Below are 16,840 nucleotides of genomic sequence, written 5' to 3'. Positions count from 1 at the left end.
CACGGCGACGGTGCCGACGTGGAGACTGGTAGCGTGCTGCTCAATGGCAACAAATAAAACGTGCTTTGGTTTCCCAACGTTCGGCATTACTGGTCTTACGGCCTGAGCCTACCCTATGCCGGAGCGGCGCGACAGGATCGTGACCTTCTTGTGTCATTTGAGTGTCACATTGTTTCACTTCCGCGGTTTGACAGTCCGTAAAGTAGGCGTATGCTGACTTATGGTCAAGGTGACTATAAGTGTCAGTCGGGTTGAGCGAGGGAGCGCCGTGCAGTACGAGAGTGCAAGTGTGAGCGAGCGTCGTACGCTGCCGCCCGCCGTTGCGGTCTCGACCGTGGCCTTTGCCCTCACCCCACCCGCGGGGGCGGCCCTTGACTCATCTATGTCACGGGGATCTGATTCCACCTCGCTGTGGATCCCGCTAGTTCGGCGCACCCGTGCCCCATTCCACGGGATGTGGGCATTGCCCGGCGGGCCAACTCGCTGGGACGAGACCCTCGCGGGTACCGCGCTCCGCACCCTTCACGACGCGGTGCTGAGGGCCCCCGGGTACCTCGAACAGCTCTACTCGTTCGGCGGGGTCGAACGTTCGGCGCAAGCGCAGCGTTTGGTTACGATCGCCTACTGGGCGCTTTACGGAGAGGGCGATCTCGCCGCCGATCCCGTCGTCGCGCCTGCAAGTGAGAAAAGCGGTGCACAGGTGGGGCGCTGGGACGATCCGAGTGGCGACCCCGCGCAGCTCCCCGGGGCGGACCGCGCGGAGCCGGACTCGAACGTGGCCTGGTTCTCAGCAGACCACCTGCCTGAACTGGCCTTTGACCACGGAGACATCGTTGCCTACGCGCTCTCACGATTGCGTTCCAAGACCGAGTACTCAACGGTCGCACACCGCTTTCTTGGACGGGAGTTTACGCTCGCCCAACTGCGCCAGGTGCACGAGGCCGTGCGCGGGCAGACCGTTGATCCCGCGAATTTTCGCAGGCAGGCACTCGCGCAGGGGTACCTCGTGGATACGGGCGAGCGCGAAACCGGCACCCACTATCGGCCGGCCAGGCTGTACCGATTCGCGGCGGAGGTTGATCCTTCAGCAGGCACACCAGACGCGTTGTTCCCGCAGCAAGCGACTCAAACTCAAGCACCCCAAAATCAAGCACCCCAAAATCAAGCATCCCCAAACCAATCATCCTCGAGGAGCAGGCCATGACGAGCGTGCACGAACTCATCCGCACCGCCGCGCAGCAGGAGGCATCGAGAAACAACACCGTGTCTCGAAAACCAATCGCGCTGCGAGCGACGGGGGTCTCCAGCTGTGATTCTGGGCTGGTTCGGGATCCCTGGGCGATTGACCGCGCGCCCGGATATGGGCCGGGGGCGTCACTCGACGACACCGTTCCCGGGAGTGCACCGCGGCAAGGGCCGCTGCCCGAGCGGTACACGAGCGCCTCGGATGACGAGCTGCGGCAGTGGATCGTCGCGGCGAAAGAGCAGCTGGGCGATCGCGTCCAGATTCTCGGCCACTTCTACCAGCGCGACGAGATCATCGAGCACGCCGACTTCGTGGGTGACTCATTCATGCTTGCTCAGGCCGCAAAAGATCACCCCGAAGCCGAGGCGTTTGTGTTCTGCGGGGTGCACTTTATGGCCGAGACCGCAGACATACTTTCTGGCCCAGAGCAAGCGGTGATCCTGCCCAACCTCGCGGCCGGCTGTTCAATGGCAGATATGGCGACGATCGACCAGGTTGAGGACTGCTGGCGAGACCTGATGGCCGCGCTCGATGAACCGTCGCGGGAAGACGGGTTGCAGCCCGTGATCCCGGTGACCTACATGAACTCCTCAGCCGCGATCAAGGCGTTCTGCGGGCGTAACGGCGGTATTGTCTGCACCTCCTCGAACGCGCGCACGGTGCTCGAGTGGGCGTTCGAACGCGGGCAGCGGGTGGTGTTTTTCCCGGATCAGCACCTGGGCCGTAACACGGCGAAAGACATGGGGATAGCTGAAGAGCTGATGCCGCTGTGGCGCCCACACCTTGCCCTCGGCGGTAACACCGCCCAGCAGCTGCGTGATGCGCGGGTGATCCTGTGGAACGGATTTTGCTCCGTGCACAAACGCTTCACCGTCGCGCAGATCGAAAAGGCGCGTGCTGACTACCCGGGGGTGCGGGTCATCGTGCACCCTGAGTGCCCGGCAGCGGTGGTTGAAGCCGCCGATGGCGCAGGATCGACCGAGTACATTCGCAAGCAGATCGAGGCGGCAGCACCCGGAGACGTGATTGCGGTCGGCACCGAGATCAACCTCGTCAACCGGCTACAACAGCAGCACCCGGAACTCACTGTATTCTGCCTTGACCCGGTTGTCTGCCCCTGTTCGACGATGTATCGGATCCACCCGGCCTACCTTGCCTGGACACTCGAGGGGTTGCTCGCGGGAGAGCAGCCCAATCGGGTGTCTGTGTCAGACGAAGTTTCTCGAGACTCGCGGGTGGCTCTCGAGCGGATGCTTGCGGCCCGCCCGTGATACTGGTTCTCGGGTCTGGCGTGGCAGGACTCTCCTGCGCGCTTGAGGCCGCGCGTTCTGGCGCGCACGTCACACTCGTCACGCCGGGGAGGGTTCTCGGGGATTCGGGTTCTCTCGCTCGCGAGCTTGCGGGCGGTAACACGGCGCTCGCGCAGGGTGGGATCGCCGCCGCCATCGGTGTCGGTGACAGTGTTGCTGACCACGTGACCGATACCGTGGCCGCCGGTGCGGGGCTTGTGGATCTGCAAGCGACCGAGGTTCTCGCGCTTGAGGGTGTGGGTGCGGTGCGTGCGCTGCTCGCCGAGGGTTTTGACGTTGACCGTGAGGCGAACGGTGCACCGCGGCTGGGGTTGGAGGGGGCGCACGGCGCCTCGCGCATTGTGCACGCTGGCGGTGACCGCACGGGCGCGATCCTGCACGCATTTTTGACAGCGCAAGTGCTTAAGGCCGTGGCCGACGGGCAGATCGAGCTGGTGGAGGCACACCGCGTGGTATCGCTTCTGAAACACGACGGTGTTGTCTCGGGCGCGGTACTTGAACCGGTTGACGGGGGTGAGGATCGCGGACCCCGAATGACCCTCACCGCTGACGCGGTGGTGATTGCGACAGGCGGGTACGCCGCTCTGTATCCGCGCACCTCGAACCACGCGGGGGCACGAGGCGAGGGAATTGTGCTCGCGGCTCGCGCCGGAGCGGTGGTCGCGGATCTTGAGTTTGTGCAGTTTCACCCGACAGTTCTTGCCGGTACCGGGAGTCTCGTTTCTGAGGCGGTTCGCGGAGCGGGTGCGCTGCTTCTTGACGGCTCGGGGAAGCGGTTTATGCCGGGGGTGCACCCGGGCGCCGAACTTGCTCCGCGTGATGTTGTTTCGCGTGAAATACACCGTGTGTTGCGGGGCCGCGGAGACTCCGCGGTGTGGCTCGACGCGACCAACATCGAGCGTGAGGGCGGCACCGGAACACTGTCGCGTCGTTTCCCCGGGATCTCGGCGGCGGTCGCCGATCAGGGTTTCGACTGGGCCCACGAGCCGATCCCCGTTTCTCCAGCGGCGCACTACACGATGGGAGGTGTGTTGAGTGACCTTTACGGACGCAGCAGCCTGCCTGGGCTGTATGTTGTGGGTGAGGCCGCCTCGACCGGGGTGCACGGCGCAAATCGTCTTGCCTCGAACTCGCTCCTTGAGGGGCTCGTGTTTGGGGCACGCGCTGGTCGTGAAGCGAGCCGGGCAGGGCTTGGGTCGTGGGAGCTGAGCGGTGAGGGTGCCCGAAGCCTGGTGAGTGCGTCGCAGTTGGCGCTGATTGGTGTCCCGTCCGACGGCGAAGGAACACCAGGCCGCCTTTCGCTAGAGTGCGAGTCGCCGGAACACCCCTGCACGAACCGCGACTCCTGCCTGGAGACGGCCCTTACCAACGGACTCGGCATCGAACGCGACGCAGAGGGGCTGGCAGAGGCGGGGAAGCTTATTGGGCTGCATCGCGGGCCCGACGCGGAACTCGCGGCGATGATCCACACCGCGGCGAGCGCGCGCACCGAGTCTCGCGGAGCCCACCAGCGCCGAGACTTCCCCGGTTCTGACCCGGAACAGGCATCCCGCCGCGCATTTCGTTTCGTTCAGTCATCGTCCCTACACACCACCGGCGTCCCCGAGCTGAGGAGCTTTTCATCGTGCTGACCCGTCACACTATTGAGTCTGTTGTGAGCACCGCGCTCGCGGAGGATGCTCCCTGGGGAGACCTCACGGCAGAGCTCGCGATTCCCGCGGATGCTCTCATCGAAGCACGCCTGGTCGCACGCGAACCCGGAGTGTTTGCGGGTGGCGCGCTGGTTGCCGAGTCGTTCCGGCAGGTCGACCCGCGTATTCGGGTGACGGCGCTCGCCGCCGACGGGATTTCGTTTGCGGCGGGGGATGTGCTCGCTCGGGTTGCGGGCCCCGCGCGCGGAGTGCTCACGGGGGAGCGAGTCGCCCTCAACTTTTCTCAGCGCATGAGTGGTGTTGCAACTTTGACCGCCCAGTTTGTCGAGGCGGTGGCTGGCACTCGCGCGCGAATAGCCGACACGCGAAAGACCACCCCGGGCCTGCGCGCCCTGGAGAAACACGCGGTGCTTGTAGGGGGCGGAACAAACCACCGCTTCAGTCTCTCTGACGCGATCATGGTGAAAGACAACCACCTGATCGCGCTCGGCGCTGTCGATGCCGAGACAACCACTGCCGCGCTACGGGGACTTCGTGAACGTGCAGGGCACACGACCGCGGTGATCGTTGAGGTGGATCGCCTTGATCAGATTGAACCGGTGCTCGCGGCGAACGTCACTGGTGTGCTGCTCGATAACTTCTCCACTTCTGACCTTGAGGCCGGTGTTCGGATGATCGGTGGTCGTGCCATTGCCGAGGCAAGCGGCGGTGTTTCGCTTGCGACGGTCGCCGCCATCGCGGCGACCGGAGTGGACGTGATTTCCGTAGGCCAGCTGACCCACGGCGCCCGTGCGCTTGACCTCGGTCTCGACGCCGATTGAGTGGAGGTGCGAGATGACGGGGCAAACGTTGCGGTCTTCTGAGATTGCAGTTGGCGAGAAAACTGCCGGATCTGGCTATCTCGATGCGGCGGCGACTGCTCCGCTGCGGATTGAAGCTCGCTCCGCCATGATCGCCGCGTTTGATGACGCGGTGAACCCATCCAGTGTGCACTCACCTGGCTCCCGCGCTCGCCAGCTCGTCGAACAGGCCCGCTCTGAGATCGCAGACGCGCTCGGGGCAAGAGCAAACGAAGTCGTTTTCACCTCGGGTGGAACCGAAGCGAATAACCTCGCCGTGATCGGGCTCGCTCTTGCGAGCCCGCGAGGTCGACACATCGTCACCACATCAATCGAGCACCCCTCAGTGCTTGAAAGCTGTCGCTATCTGGAACGGGTGTTCGGCTTCGAGCTCACACTGCTGCCAATCGACGCCACGGGCAGGGTTGACCCGGGGGAGGTGGCCTCGGCGCTGCGCGCAGACACGACCCTGCTATCGGTCGGTCTCGCCAACGCAGAAATCGGCACGGTTCAAGCAATCCAGGAGATCGCAGAGCACGCTCGACTTCTCGGGGTTCCAGTGCACACGGATGCAGTGCAGGCGGCCGCCTCACTCCCCGTGTCTTTCGCACCGACAGCTGGCTCATGGCCAGGTGCCTCGGTCGGCGCGATGACCATCGCCTCCCACAAGTTCGGTGGCCCTCAGGGGATGGGGGCGCTGCTCGTGCGTCGAAACCTTCCCTTGGAGCCGATCCTGCACGGTGGCGGCCAGGAGGGCGGAGCCCGCTCGGGCACCGAGAACGTCGTCGGCATCGTCGGTTTCGCGGCTGCCCTGACCGCGAGCCGTAAAGATGTCGGCACCCGAGCCCTCGCGCTTGCCGAGTGCCGAGACGAGCTTCTTGAGAGGGTACTCGCTGAAGTGCCGGGAGTGCGGCTGACGGGGGACCCGATCGAGCGTCTGCCGGGCCACGCCTCCTTTGTCGTGCCGGGGGTCAGCGGTGAGTCGCTGCTTGTAGCGCTCGACGTTGCAGGCTTTGCCGTGTCCTCTGGCTCTGCGTGTGCTGCCGGGAAGGACGAACCGTCGCCGGTGCTGTTGGCGCTCGGTATGGAGCCGACCCTCGCCCAAACCGCAATTCGATTTACACTCCCGAACCCCCTCAGCAGCCAGGCGATCGAGAGGATCGTGGAGATTCTGGGAGCTGAAGTGATGGCCGCGCGCGGGACGAGAACACCTGGCATGTGAGCAGTCCCGTCGCTAAGCGGCATGAGCTGACTCGAGAAACCTTGTGTAGAGGGGCATCTCGCTCAGCCTCCGAACCATGAGGGTGAGTTCGTGGTCCGGGTCGATGCTGAGTGCCTCCGCGATGTGTTTGCGCGAAACCGTTTGTGTGCCTGTGAGCCACCACACCCAAGCGCTCAGGGCAAGGAGGCCTGGTCGATCCTGCCGGGGTGTTTCCGAGATGAGGGTGAGCAGTCGGCTGCGAATGATCGCGAGGCGCTCTCGGTCGCTGAAATCTGGGCAGATGCTGCTGAGCATGCGCCGAATCGACCACCCGACCCGCGGCACGGTGTGTTCTCCCGTGTCGAGATCAATGGCGATGCCAGTGAACGCTTCGGGTGACATGTCTTGTGCGAGCTCACACGGAAACTCCGGACGGGTGAGTATGCCGAGTGTAAGCAGCAGCCAGCGATCGGGGGTGTTCGCGGTTCGAATAAGGCGCGCTTTCAACTCTGAACTCAGGGGAACACTCTCGTTTCTGAGCGCACGAGTCACCTCTGCGGTGTCGCGAAACCAGGAGGGGAATGGTGCGGCGGTGGAGACGTTATGCTGCTCTGCCGTGCGTGGAGGTGCGCTCGTTCCCTGCTCATGCACAACAAACCGCTCGAGCGCGTCAAGCGCGGTTGCAACCGCAGTTATCTGGGCAGCGCTGGCCTCTGGTATCACTCCCATGTCGGCCAGTTTGGGTTGAGACACGCCCCTCACCCTGGCCTCCAGAGTAATCGGGCTCTCCTCTATTGCGCTGAGCGGATGGCCCGCGCGAGGGGCCGCAGAATCTCGGTAGCTGGCCCAACCGTCTGGGGCGACGCAGCACAGCTCACGCAGCCGAATATCATCGCGACCAAGATGCTGCTCTAACCGACGGGCGAACTTGCGCCACGGCGTGCCACCTGAACTGACAAACGTCTGTTCAGAGGCAATGGCAATGCCTGGGGACGCATCGGAGTTGCCCACCGCGCCCGCTGATTGGAGCACGGAACTGATGAACTCGAGGAGCGAAGGGACATCGTCTGCATCTTCGTTGGTGGGGAGGTCAATGCGTGCAGCACTGCCCGAACGCTTCCCTGAAAAGAACACAATAAAAATGCTGTTGGTCGCTGTAAACCCCGCAAGCTGTGGCAGGGCAGCAAGAAAGTCTGCTGTCGTTTCGCACTTCAAGACACGAGGGGAAGTGGTGGGATCGGTGAGGGTTGGTTCGTTCATGCTTCGATCCTGCGCTGTCGGAAGAGCCTAAAAGAGGTTGTCCACAGCGAGAGGGTCGAATCGTGTCAAAACTGCCTGATCCGGGTATCTGTGAGCGAAGGTCGAAACCAAAAGAACGCAACGGATCCGCAAGCAAAAACGTGGTGGTGGCGCGTTTAGCAACCACCACCACGTCATTCCTGGCCTAGGCCCGAGTGCGTCGGCGCTTCAGCGCCAGCAACGCTGCACCGGAAGCCAGCGCAAGCACTGCCAACGCCGGAGCGAATAGGTCGTTTCCACTTGCACCGGTCACAGACAGACCCTTTTTCGGAGGGATCACATTGCTCACGTTGTGGGTCGTTGAAGACGGCGGAGTCTCGTAGCTCGGGTCTCCGGGAACTTCGCTTCGTGCGACGACAACGTTGTTGATCGTTGCACCTGAAGCGGCATCCTGGTTCACCACAACCGAGTAAGTGATTGAAGCGGCGGCCCCTGCCGCGAGGCTGCCATTCCAGGTAAGTGTGTTCCCACTCATCTCAGGTGCCTCTCCCGCTGAAGAGCTTGGAGATCCAGACAGGGTGGTGCTTTGCAGGACTGACTCGAGATTGTCCTCCACTGTCACGTCGTCAAGTTCAACGCCGGTGATGTTGGTTACAACGAGCGTGTACTTGACCTTATCGCCGGGTTTGACCGTTGATCCTGAAACAGGATCGGAGAATTTCTCGACCTTAATTTGGGCGACCGGGTTTTCGGTCACTGAGCAGAGCCCCGGCACACAATTAGGCTGTTCTTCACCAGCAGCGTAAGCGGTATTGGCAAGCTTGAGGTCGCCGAGCGGAGCCTCCATGACGCTGGTCGAATACGTCAGATCCACGGGGGAGCCGAGCGGAAGGTCGGCGCCTGTCCACGTCCAGCCGGTCGAGCCCGGCGAGAAGGTGCCGAGGTTGCCCGTTGCCTGTAGATCTGTGAGCGGTGCGGATGCATCATCGGTCACGTTCGAGAGATCATCGAACACAACAGCCGACCACGTGCTCGCTGCTAACCCCGCCGTGATCTCTTGGGGTGCCGAGTAGGGCACGGGAGTCACCTTGATCGTGTAATCGACCTTTTCACCGGGATTGAGTGTTGCCCCGGCGGCGTGATCCGTCTGCTTCAGAATTTGATATCCCGGAACGTCGGTGGTCGCTGCCACGTTTGCGTCGATGTACGTCCAGTTATCAATCATGCGGTTATTGCCCCAGGTGCCACCGTTAGTGGTGTCGCCGGGGCCGGGGTTCGCGAGAGTTGCATTGGCGCAAGTGCCAACACCCCAGGCGTGAACACCACCCGTGGAATCGGTGCCGCCAGCAGCAGAGGTGAGCGCCGGGGTTGCAGAACAGCTGAGGAGGGCCTGAGTGTTGTACTGCGGATCGTTGATCAGTTCATCGTTCCAGAAAATTCGGGTGCGGTTCTCGGCAGGTCCGTTGAGCCTCGTGATTTCGATTCCGCCGGTGAGAAACTCAAGGTCACCGTCGATAAAGTGCACCTCGCCAACCCGGTCAATGCTGAGGCGAACGGCAAGGGGAGTGTTCACCGGAATGGTTGCGCCGAGCCCATCCAGCCCATCGAAGTCGACCGTGGTTGCCCCACTCGTTGTGGCGACAGCCGGGATCTCGCGATCGACGTCATCCGTGAAGACACCGTTGTTGTTCGTGTCAACCTGCAGCTTGACGGGTCCCTCATAGTTCTGCATGTCGAATACAATCTGGCCGTTGCGAGACCCCGGTGAGGAGTGCTGAAAGGACAGCGATGCAACCTGAGGATCAAGAATCGGGCGAATCATCCAGGTCGTCTGCCCGGTATCCGGGAGCGTGACGGTTGCTGGGAGGTCTGCGGCGGGCTGCTCAAAGAAAACCTTGTACGGCTGGTAGCTGCAGCCTGAGTCCTCAACAAACGCAACCGGTGGCGGATCAGCCGGAAGTACACCGATGCTGCGGTAGATCGGTTGGCAGGTCTCAGTATTGACCATGCCAAACGCGTTCGCGAGGTACACAGAGTCGATGCCGTTGAGCTGGCGCCGATCCACTTTGTACTGGTAGCCGTACTCGGTCTGGTACCAGAGGCTGAGGATCGGCACTCCAAGGGTCTGCGGAACGCGCAACTCGTCGCGCATATGAAACTTGTCGCTCCACGTGCGTCCCTCAATCGGGGTCGCACCGTTGAGTGCTTGGATGGTCCAGCGCATCGTGACTCGCGTCTGGAACACCGTGGAAGTCGGGTCAGAAGAGCTGATAGTGGTCGCGTACACGCCGTCCACCGGGGCGACCTCGGTGAAGAGGCACGAAGAGTTGTTCGGGGGAACCTGCTTGATGTTGGTGCACTCGGTCGAGGCGCCGGACGGCGTGATCACGGTTATGACAGGATCGCCAATTCCGGCGAACACCGTTTCGCGCTTGACGAAGCTGGAGGAGTAGGTCTCACCGGCTTTTACATACGTGTAAAAGGTCTGTTTTGACTTCACCGTCGCGTTGGTCGCGTTTTGTGCGGCGTGAGCGGGTGCGCCCGGCAGAATAACCGCCAGCAACGCACAAATGACCACGCACACGATGCCCAGCATCGCTGCTGATCCCGTTGCGCTTTTTGTGGTGTCCACTTGTAAGGTCCCTTCGAACGTCTTTGGTCATCCATGCATTGGGGAGAACCAGACTCAGGGATCAAGGAGTGCCAAGGGTTGCGAGCAAATTCAAGTTTGCTCGCAACCCAGACAATTCCCCGAACATTCCAACAGGCAAGAAGTCCCCCAACTTCTGACCAGCAAGCGAACTGTTTGTGTCGCCGACACGATCTTATCGCGATTTTGAGAGGGCACAGAAGAATTTCATCGGGCTTACTTCTGGAAAGGAAAAGTAATAAAATCGCGGCGCATAAAACTGGGCCACTTAACTTACGTGATTCACGGGCACCACTTACGAGCGCTGCGCCTCCACCTGCTTCAGGTCAGCTTCGAGGGCGACCCAGCCGAGCATGGCGCACTTCACCCGCATCACAAACTTCGAAACACCCTGCAAAGCGACGGCGTCGCCGAGCAGATCCTCGTCGGGCTCACCCTCTCCGCGGGCCTGAATCATCTCGCGAAACGCGTCGATCCTGAGCTGCGCATCGGCCAGCGAAAGCTTCTCGTCGCGAACAAGCTGCGCGAGAATCGACGCGGAGGCCATCGAGATTGAGCAGCCCTGCCCCTCCCACGCGAGCCCGGTTACGAGTCCCGATTCCGGGTCGACGGCGATCGACAGATCGATCTCATCGCCGCAGCTCGGGTTGAACTCGTGGTGTGAAGCCGTGATGTCTTCAGCACCGGCAGCAAGTTCACCCTTGCCGATGGGGCGTTTCGAGTGATCGAGAATAACCTCTTGGTACAGTCCATCAAGTGCGCTCACGCCGCCACCTCCACGCCAAAGTACCGCTGGGCGCCGCGGAGCGCGTCGAGAAAACGATCAACCTCGTCCTCGGTAGTGGTCAGGTGCACACTTGCTCGTGTGCTTGATGTGATGCCGAGCGCGCGGTGCAGCGGTTGGGCACAGTGGTGACCGACACGCACGAGCACCCCCTGCTCATCCAAAAACTGCCCAACGTCGTGCGCATGCAGGCCGTCAACGGACACGGCAGCGAGCGCCACGCGCTGCGCGGGATCTGCCGAACCAAGCAAACGCAAACCGGGGGTGGCGAGGATCCCCTCAACCAATCTCGTTACCAGCTCGTGCTCGCGAGCAGCCGCGCGCTGCATGCCAACCGCCTCAGAGAACGCAACGGCTGCCCCGAGGCCAACAACCTGAGACACCGGCTGTGTGCCGGGCTCAAAGCGCAGCGGGGGAGGCATGAACTCTGCGGTCTCCATCGTGACGCGGGTGATCGCGGATCCGCCGGTGCGCGACGGGGGCAGCGCCTCGAGGGCCTCGGGGCGACCGTAGAGCACGCCGATCCCGTTTGGTCCCAGCATCTTGTGACCTGAGAACGCGGCAAAATCGACGCCGAGCGCCTCGAAATCGACTGGAATGTGCGGCACCGACTGGCACGCATCGAGCACGGTGATCGCACCAACCGCGCGAGCCAACTCGGCGAGTTCGGCGACGGGGGCGACGTAACCCGTCACGTTTGAGACGTGCGCAAACGCAAAAATGCGGGTGCGCGAGCTGAGCGCCTCGCGCGCGTCGTCGAGGGTCCAGGTGCCGTCCTCGCGCACCGGAATGTAGCGGAGCGTGGCACCCGTTTTTACGGCCAGTCGCTGCCAGGGGATCAAATTAGCGTGGTGCTCGGCCTCGGTGATGAGGATCTCATCTCCCGCGCCAAGTCGATACCGCTCGCTGCCCGCAACGCCCAGCCCCAGGTTCGCCTCGCCGATCCCGAGCGCGACAATGTTGAGGGCGTCAGTCGCGTTCTCTGCCCACACGATCTGCTCGGGGGTCGAAGCTCCGACAAAGGAGGCAACGGCCGCGCGAGCGCCCTCAAAAGCCGCCGTTGCTGCGCCGACCGCACCGCTTGTGCCGCGATGCACGGCAGAGTTTGCGGTCTCAAGAAACACGCGCTCGGCATCAAGCACCGCACCCGGCCGTTGCGAAGTCGCCGCGGCGTCAAGATAGGCGACGGTTCGCCCATCTTCGCGGGGTGGTGCGTTGAAATAAGGAAAGGCCGCGCGCAGTTCGGCGACCTCAGCGGGGCTGAGCGAAGGCATAACTCCCATTCTTTCACCTGGCGGTGATACCGGGAAGTGTAACGGCCTGGGAATCGCGTCTATTCCGGAGGGGGATCCCGCGCTATTCAGCCCAGCGGGGTCACTTGCACACAGTGCGCGGCGAAAACACTATGCCGAAGTGACCCGCGTCGAGGGGGCCGCTACACTCAAGCTCTGTGATGGCCTCGATTGTGTATGAAGTGTTGCAGCTTGCCGGGATCCTGGCCTTCGCCATCTCTGGAGCCCTGGTTGGGGTGCGACGCCGACTCGACATTCTTGGGGTAGTGGTCGTTGGCGCGTCGACGGGTGTTGGCGGCGGGATCCTGCGCGACATGCTGCTCGGGGTGCATCCGCCGTTGTCGTTTTTGCACTGGCAGAATCTGACGGTCGCGATTGTGGGCTCGCTCGTGGTGTTCTACCTGCACCCGAGTGTGACGCGCATTCGCCACTTCGAGGTTGTGTTTGACGCCTTCGGCCTGGGGCTGTTCTCGGCAAACGGTGCGGCGGTCGCCTACATCTCGGGGCAGAGCACACTTACGTCGATCCTCGTTGGCGTCATTACCGCGATTGGCGGAGGAGTGATTCGTGACGTGCTCGTGAACACGGTGCCGGGTGTGCTCACCCGCGAGCTCTATGCGGTCTCCGCGCTGCTCGGCGCGGGAGCAGCCGTCGCGGTTCTGGCGCTCGGCGGCGACGCGACACTCGCCTCATTGATCGGTGGCGCACTCGCGATCACGCTGCGCCTCACCTCGGTGGCACGCGGCTGGCACCTGCCGAGACCTAAAATGAGCGGCGGCTCGAAGGCGTAAGCAGCCAGTTTGTGGCGCCAGCGAGAGTCACGAGGATCGCGGCCCCCAGCGGCAGCAGCATGGCGGTCGGCACGTCTACGTTTTCAGCGACGGCACCCGTGATTGCGGCCGCAAGCGACTGGCCGAGCATGATGCCGGAACCGAGCATCGTCATGACGGTTGCGGATCGCCCGATCGGGCTGCGCTCCGCCCCAAAACTGTAGAGCGTCACGAGCAGCGGGCCGATCCCGATTCCCGTGAGTGCGAGGCTCATAAGAACCGTGCCGATGCTGTCGGCTGTCGCGAGCAGAGACTCGCCCGCCAGCAAGAACAGCGCGAACCCCAGCCAGCGGTGCCGCAGCGTGAACTTGGGGGAGAAGAGCGCCACGCAGAGGGCGAGGATCGCCGACCCGACCCCCATCACACCGTAAAGCAGACCCGCCGACTCGGCTGATCCGCGCTCCTGCATAAACGCGGTGAGCGAGGTGAACGTCGACCCAAAGACCAGGCCGACCGCAAAGATGCCGAGCACCACAACGAGCAGCGTGGGGCGCACGAGCTCGGAAGCCGGTGCGAGTGTTGCCGCCCGCTCCGCCCGCGAACGAGCGGGGGCACTCGTGTGGTGCAGGGCAAACGCCACAACAAACACGAGGGTCAGGATCGCGGCGCCCGCGACCGGGGCCCACGCGCCAACCGTGGTTGCGAGCAACCCAACAACCACCGGGCCGAAGACAAACACCATCTCGTCGGCGGCCGATTCGTAGGCGAGCACGGTCGAGATGGTGCGCGGTCGGCGCTCGGCCGGCAGGGCCGTCTGGATGATCGACACCAGACGCGACCGCGACATTGGCGAAGTCTGCGGGCCCGAAGCGCCGGTGACGAACGCGACCGCAAGCATGACCCAGTTGGGCGAGTCGCTGTAGGCCACCCAGGCGAGTGTGCCGAGGGCTGCGCTGTTGACCACGGCCGCAAGCAGCAGCGTCGGCCGCTGCCCAAAGCGGTCTGCGGCCGCCCCGATCAGTGGGCCGATGAGCGCGGCGCCAATACCAACGAGCGCCGAGCTGAGCCCCGCCAGCTCAACAGAGCCGCGCACCGACACCACCAGCGTCAGCACGCCGATCACCATCATGGCGAACGGCAGTCGCGAGACGAATGCAAGCGGGAAGTAGCCCAGGCCCGTCTTCGAAAGAAGGGTGACGGGAGCGGGATCGCCTTGAGCGCTGGATTGGTTACGGGGCATAGCCGACCAAGCCTAGCAGCGTGCCTACTTCAGCGTGACGCCCTGATCCGTCAAGAACTTCTTAAACTCCGCAGCATCGGTGATGCTGCCCGAGTAGCGGGTGCCGTTCACGACGACCGTTGGTGTGCCAGAGACTGTGAGGGTGGGATCCTGCGCGTTTGGCACCGGGTTGCTCAGAAGCCACGAGCTCAGCCCCTTGGCGAAGGGCACGTAGGTCTCTTTGGTGATGCAGGACTGTGTCGTGTCGCTGAGACCACCCGTGGCCTTGTTCAGCGTTGAAATGAGCTGTTTGTTGTCGGGGCCAGTGGTGCCTTCTTCGGGCTGGTTGTTGGCGTCGAGCAGCGTGGTGTGGGTTTTCCACGCGAGTTCTGGCTGCGTGTCAACAACACAGGCGAGCGCTGCTGAGGCGCGGGAGGAGTAGTAGCTGCCCTGCGAAGCACCGTCAAGGAACGTCAACGGGCGTAGTTCGAGACTTGTGTCTCCACCCGCAAGCGCCGACTCAATGGTGTCGAGGTTGGTGGCTTCGAATGCCCCGCACGCTGGGCACATGTAGTCGACGTAGAGCTGAATCTGGTTCTTCGGGGCAGCGCTTCCACCTGTCAGGCTGGTGTCGGGAGTAGCGCCGTTAGAGGGCGCAGCAGAGGTCGCCACTTCGCCGCCACCGGCCGAGCCGCCAAGAAATAGAACGCCACCGCTCGCCATGTTCGACGGCCACTTCGCGTCGATTCCTTGGGACGACGTTGCGCCGTTTGAGCTGCCGGCCTCCTGCTTGACGGTGTCCACGATGGTTCCTCCGAGAACAAGCAATCCGACAACAACCGCCGCCAAAATCGACAGGACGCCGGAACCGAGCCCAACGATGCTGGGCGCTAGGGGACGCTGCTTCAAGATGAGGGCCGTGATGCCGAGTCCGATCGCAATGATTGCGAGTCCGATTCCCAAAATCACAAACGCGGCACCGTAAAAAATACCAACCACTGTTGACAGCAGCGAGAGCAGCCCCGCGGCCATGGCCGAAATCGCGAATCCGCGGCCATTGTTGCTGCTCGGCGCTGTCGCATACGGGTGCGGCGGCGGGGTGGACACTGTGGGCATCTCCGGGGTGCTCATAACAAGACATTGTGTCAGGGCAACCGCACCGGCACCTGGCAACTCCCGGCTGCGCGTACCATTGAACTATGCTTCTGCTCGCTGCGACCCCAATCGGAAACCTGGGGGACGCCTCACTTCGCCTCCGCGAAACACTGGCCGAGGCCAAAGTTATTGCGGCCGAAGACACCCGCCACACGATTCAGTTGATGCGGCTGCTCGGCATCGAAAATCGCCCCGAACTCATCGCTCTCCACGATCACAACGAACACGAGCGTGCTGCGGCCCTGGTTGATCGCGCGGCGACCGAAGACATTGTGCTTGTGAGTGATGCAGGCATGCCAACCGTGTCGGATCCCGGATTTCGAGTCGTGCAACTCGCTGCTGAGCGTGGTGTTGAGGTAACCGTGATCCCCGGGCCAAGCGCCGTCGTGACCGCTCTCGCGGTGGCGGGGCTGCCAACGGATCGTTTTGCCTTCGAAGGATTTTTGCCACGCAAGTCGGGGGAGCGATCCCGAACCCTGCGCGACCTCGCAACGGAGCGCCGCACCCTCGTCTTTTTTGAGGCCCCGGCAAGACTCGCGGCTAGCCTAAGCGACCTCGCGGTCGCATTCGGTGAGGATCGGCCAGCCGCGGTCTGCCGCGAACTCACAAAAATGCACGAAGAGGTTCGACGCGGCCCACTCGCTGAGCTTGCAGGCTGGGCGAGCGAGGGTGTGCGCGGCGAGATTGTGCTCGTTGTGGGTGGAGCGCCCGAGACCGTGGTGTCTGCCGACGATGCCCTTTCAGAGGTACAGCGGCTCGTTGAAGCGGGGGAGCGCCTGAAAGACGCCGCCCGAACTGTTGCTGAAGCAACGGGCCTGTCGTCGCGGGAATTGTACGCGGCTGCCCTTGCGGCACGCGACGCTTGAGACCTCATGAACACCCACGTGAAACAAGGAGTACTGGCGTGAATCGTGCAGCTACAACCCCCAACGCAGAACTCGCACGGACGCGGATCAAGATTGAGCTCTGGCGGGTAGCCCTGCCCGTGCTCTGGTTCGGCATGATCGCGGCGATCTCGTTTATCGAGGCCCCGCTGAAATTTCAGGCACCCGGAATCACGATCCCGCTTGGGCTCGGGATCGGCCGCCTCGTGTTTGCGACCCTCAACATCGTGGAGGGAGTGATTCTGTTGGCGCTCACCCTGCTCTCGTTCTGGCCCGAGAGTGCCCGCATCGCGGGGTCGCGACTGCTCGTCTGGTTCGGACTTGTGTTCGTGTTCGCGGCGAAGGTCGCGTTTGTGCGACCACCCCTGAACGCCCGCACTGATGAGGTGCTCGCGGGAGCCGCACCGGGGCAATCGCCGTGGCACTACATCTATATCGCCTGCGACGTGGCCACGATGGTGCTCGTGCTGGTGCTCGCGGTGATGGCGGCGCGGTCGATTCTGCGGACCGTCGCGCCCGCAAAAAAGTGAGCGTTACCGTGGCTGTACCCAGCCTGTCCTCAGGCAAATGATAAGCAAATGCGAGAGACTTGGTGACGA

14 protein-coding genes are annotated in these 16,840 nt (G+C 63.0%); 8 read left to right on the top strand and 6 right to left on the bottom strand.

Going from position 1 to position 16,840, the window contains the following annotated elements; translation table 11 throughout:
* The first annotated feature begins 289 nt into the window (after positions 1-289).
* Genes G7068_RS05785 through G7068_RS05765 form a run of 5 tightly spaced genes read left to right on the top strand, consistent with a single transcriptional unit; the run spans position 290 to position 6,269 of the window.
* Positions 290-1,204, top strand: coding sequence for an NUDIX hydrolase (locus tag G7068_RS05785; protein WP_425280495.1), 915 nt, complete (start codon positions 290-292; stop codon positions 1,202-1,204).
* Positions 1,201-2,517 (top strand): quinolinate synthase NadA, encoded by a 1,317-nt coding sequence (gene nadA / locus G7068_RS05780; RefSeq protein ID WP_166290147.1) that lies wholly within the window; start codon positions 1,201-1,203, stop codon positions 2,515-2,517. The genes G7068_RS05785 and nadA overlap by 4 nt, the downstream gene beginning before the upstream one ends.
* Positions 2,514-4,187: an L-aspartate oxidase gene (locus G7068_RS05775; protein ID WP_166290145.1), complete on the top strand. Its 1,674-nt coding sequence runs from the start codon at positions 2,514-2,516 to the stop codon at positions 4,185-4,187. The genes nadA and G7068_RS05775 overlap by 4 nt, the downstream gene beginning before the upstream one ends.
* Positions 4,181-5,029, top strand: a complete 849-nt coding sequence (gene nadC, locus G7068_RS05770; protein WP_166290143.1) for a carboxylating nicotinate-nucleotide diphosphorylase — start codon at positions 4,181-4,183, stop codon at positions 5,027-5,029. Before G7068_RS05775 ends, nadC begins: the two co-directional genes overlap by 7 nt.
* A 13-nt stretch (positions 5,030-5,042) precedes the next feature.
* On the top strand, positions 5,043-6,269 hold the full coding sequence (locus tag G7068_RS05765) for a cysteine desulfurase family protein (RefSeq protein WP_166290141.1): 1,227 nt from the start codon (positions 5,043-5,045) through the stop codon (positions 6,267-6,269).
* A gap of 12 nt (positions 6,270-6,281) precedes the next feature.
* Here G7068_RS05765 and G7068_RS05760 read toward each other — a convergent pair whose 3' ends face one another.
* From G7068_RS05760 to G7068_RS05745, 4 genes are all read right to left on the bottom strand, one after another.
* Entirely contained in the window at positions 6,282-7,508 is a 1,227-nt protein-coding gene (locus tag G7068_RS05760; RefSeq protein WP_166290139.1) for a DUF4192 family protein, read from the bottom strand.
* A 184-nt stretch (positions 7,509-7,692) separates the two neighbouring features.
* Positions 7,693-10,119 (bottom strand): isopeptide-forming domain-containing fimbrial protein, encoded by a 2,427-nt coding sequence (locus G7068_RS05755; protein ID WP_166290137.1) that lies wholly within the window; start codon positions 10,117-10,119, stop codon positions 7,693-7,695.
* Positions 10,120-10,432: 313 nt separating this feature from the next.
* Entirely contained in the window at positions 10,433-10,903 is a 471-nt protein-coding gene (gene sufU / locus G7068_RS05750) for a Fe-S cluster assembly sulfur transfer protein SufU (protein WP_166290135.1), read from the bottom strand.
* A complete protein-coding gene (locus tag G7068_RS05745; protein ID WP_425280494.1) occupies positions 10,900-12,195 on the bottom strand; it encodes an aminotransferase class V-fold PLP-dependent enzyme in 1,296 nt (431 codons plus the stop codon). The genes sufU and G7068_RS05745 overlap by 4 nt, the downstream gene beginning before the upstream one ends.
* Positions 12,196-12,374: 179 nt before the next feature.
* On the opposite strand from G7068_RS05745, the gene G7068_RS05740 reads away from it, so the two are divergent.
* Positions 12,375-13,004, top strand: coding sequence for a trimeric intracellular cation channel family protein (locus tag G7068_RS05740; protein WP_244304716.1), 630 nt, complete (start codon positions 12,375-12,377; stop codon positions 13,002-13,004).
* Here the strand turns inward: G7068_RS05740 and G7068_RS05735 are convergent.
* Together G7068_RS05735 and G7068_RS05730 are read right to left on the bottom strand one after the other, a co-directional pair.
* The gene (locus G7068_RS05735; protein WP_166290131.1) at positions 12,976-14,223 is read right to left on the bottom strand and encodes an MFS transporter; all 1,248 of its coding nucleotides are present in this window, start codon (positions 14,221-14,223) and stop codon (positions 12,976-12,978) included. The genes G7068_RS05740 and G7068_RS05735 overlap by 29 nt on opposite strands.
* Positions 14,224-14,247: 24 nt before the next feature.
* Positions 14,248-15,333 (bottom strand): DsbA family protein, encoded by a 1,086-nt coding sequence (locus tag G7068_RS05730; RefSeq protein WP_166290098.1) that lies wholly within the window; start codon positions 15,331-15,333, stop codon positions 14,248-14,250.
* Positions 15,334-15,401: 68 nt separating this feature from the next.
* Between G7068_RS05730 and rsmI the strand changes: the two genes are divergently transcribed.
* Positions 15,402-16,223, top strand: coding sequence for a 16S rRNA (cytidine(1402)-2'-O)-methyltransferase (gene rsmI / locus G7068_RS05725; RefSeq protein WP_166290095.1), 822 nt, complete (start codon positions 15,402-15,404; stop codon positions 16,221-16,223).
* A 38-nt stretch (positions 16,224-16,261) separates the two neighbouring features.
* Entirely contained in the window at positions 16,262-16,771 is a 510-nt protein-coding gene (locus tag G7068_RS05720) for a hypothetical protein (RefSeq protein WP_244304714.1), read from the top strand.
* Positions 16,772-16,840 lie beyond the last annotated feature (69 nt).

Origin of the sequence: Leucobacter viscericola (assembly GCF_011299575.1) — a bacterium.
Classification (GTDB): domain Bacteria; phylum Actinomycetota; class Actinomycetes; order Actinomycetales; family Microbacteriaceae; genus Leucobacter; species Leucobacter viscericola.
The sequence above is the reverse complement of the archived record's forward strand: the minus strand, read 5'-3'. Positions and strand labels throughout refer to the sequence as shown.

Coding starts and splice junctions, on each gene's coding strand:
- G7068_RS05765 (WP_166290141.1), top strand. CDS start 5,043: ATGACGGGGCAAACGTTGCGGTCTTCTGAGATTGCAGTTGGCGAGAAA.
- G7068_RS05735 (WP_166290131.1), bottom strand. CDS start 14,223: ATGCCCCGTAACCAATCCAGCGCTCAAGGCGATCCCGCTCCCGTCACC.
- G7068_RS05740 (WP_244304716.1), top strand. CDS start 12,375: ATGGCCTCGATTGTGTATGAAGTGTTGCAGCTTGCCGGGATCCTGGCC.
- nadA (WP_166290147.1), top strand. CDS start 1,201: ATGACGAGCGTGCACGAACTCATCCGCACCGCCGCGCAGCAGGAGGCA.
- rsmI (WP_166290095.1), top strand. CDS start 15,402: ATGCTTCTGCTCGCTGCGACCCCAATCGGAAACCTGGGGGACGCCTCA.
- G7068_RS05745 (WP_425280494.1), bottom strand. CDS start 12,195: ATGCCTTCGCTCAGCCCCGCTGAGGTCGCCGAACTGCGCGCGGCCTTT.
- G7068_RS05730 (WP_166290098.1), bottom strand. CDS start 15,333: ATGAGCACCCCGGAGATGCCCACAGTGTCCACCCCGCCGCCGCACCCG.
- G7068_RS05760 (WP_166290139.1), bottom strand. CDS start 7,508: ATGAACGAACCAACCCTCACCGATCCCACCACTTCCCCTCGTGTCTTG.